At 48.4% G+C, this 1,485-nt stretch carries 2 protein-coding genes; one reads left to right on the plus strand and one right to left on the minus strand.

Going from position 1 to position 1,485, the window contains the following annotated elements; translation table 11 throughout:
• Nucleotides 1–266: helix-turn-helix domain-containing protein (locus tag MJD61_16570; GenBank protein ID MCG8556876.1), on the minus strand; the 266-nt coding region annotated here is incomplete at its 3' end.
• Nucleotides 267–664: 398 nt separating this feature from the next.
• On the opposite strand from MJD61_16570, the gene MJD61_16575 reads away from it, so the two are divergent.
• The coding region (locus tag MJD61_16575; protein MCG8556877.1) for a MiaB/RimO family radical SAM methylthiotransferase at nucleotides 665–1,485 on the plus strand (821 nt) is incomplete at its 3' end.

The raw sequence follows: 1,485 nt of genomic DNA on the forward strand, positions 1-1,485 counted from the left end.
CCCTCCGTGCTTTTCCTTCGGCCAACCTTCCTCCTACCGTTTTTCTTCTTGGCCCCGCCCGAATCTTCAGGAAAGAAGATCTTCGTGCGGTCACCCAGCTTGTAGCCCAGAGCCAGGATGATCTTCCGCTTGGTGTCCAGGCGGCAATCATTCCCCTTCTCGATCCGGTCGATGGTCTGCACGGTGACACTGGCCTTTCGGGCCAGTTCCGCCTTGCTCATCATCTTGGATTCGCGAATTGTGCGAACATTGTTGAATTGGGACACTCGACTCCCCTCCAAAATTCAATGGGATGTGTTGCCTAATTTTCTCTAACTAACTGTTTTTGTTACTGGATATTTTCAATATAAGGGAACTCATATTAAGAGTCAATAACATTTTCAAATTTAATCATATGCGATGTTAAAGCCATCAAATTAACAGTAAATTTATATAAATTTAGGTGAATCATATTAAATGTGCGATTCCCGTTTTGGCCTTGTTTTATGCGGGGAAACGCAGGTTCAGGAGGAAAAAAATCCAAAAAATTATTCTCTCGTTTTGTCCCGAAATTTGCCTCTGTCGAGGCGCAAATTCGACCACTTTTTTCAATCATTTATAAACCCAATCCGGGCCTATAATTCCCGGTTGGATAATCCGGAAACTTTGGTAAAATCCTTACTCTATGAAACAGGCTTATATGGAAACCTTCGGCTGCCAGATGAACGTGGCAGACACCGACCGCATGGAGCTGCTATTGTTCCAGTCGGGATACCTGCGTACCCCGCATGTGGAGGACGCCGACTTAGTTCTCGTAAATACTTGTTCTATAAGGGATAAAGCAGAGCAGAAGGTGTTTTCCCTGTTTGGAGGCCTGAAACCCTTGAAACAGTCCAATCCCGATCTCATCCTGGGAGTTGCCGGCTGCCTGGCCCAACAGGAGCAGACTGCTTTAATCAACCGCATTCCCTTTCTGGATTTTGTTGTCGGGCCCGACGCCGTCGAATCCATCCAGCACATTGTCCAGCGCGTGAATCAAGGGGAAGGACCGGTGATATGGACTGAATTCGATTCCCACAAAAACTATTCCATCCCCGAGCAACCGCTGATCAAAAATCCCGGTCCCAGCGCCTTTGTGAATATCATCAAAGGATGTGACAAGTTTTGTAGTTTCTGCGTGGTCCCTTATACCCGCGGACGGGAAAAGTCGCGGGAGGCTGAAGAAATCTATGCTGAAATCCGGCAGCTGGTGGATAAAGGCGCGAAGGAGATCATTCTTCTCGGTCAGAACGTCAACGCCTACGGCAAACGCGGCCTGCAACAACCGGTGGCCTTTCACGAACTGCTGTACGGGATTGCTGAAATCGAGGGTGTGGAGAGGCTGCGTTTCACCACCAGTCACCCGATGGATTTCACACGCGAGTTGATTCAGGCTTACTGTGACATCGATATCCTTATGAACCATTTGCACCTGCCGGTCCAGTGCGGAAGCAACCGTATCCTGGA

The organism is Pseudomonadota bacterium (assembly GCA_022361155.1).
Taxonomy (GTDB): domain Bacteria; phylum Myxococcota_A; class Polyangia; order Polyangiales; family JAKSBK01; genus JAKSBK01.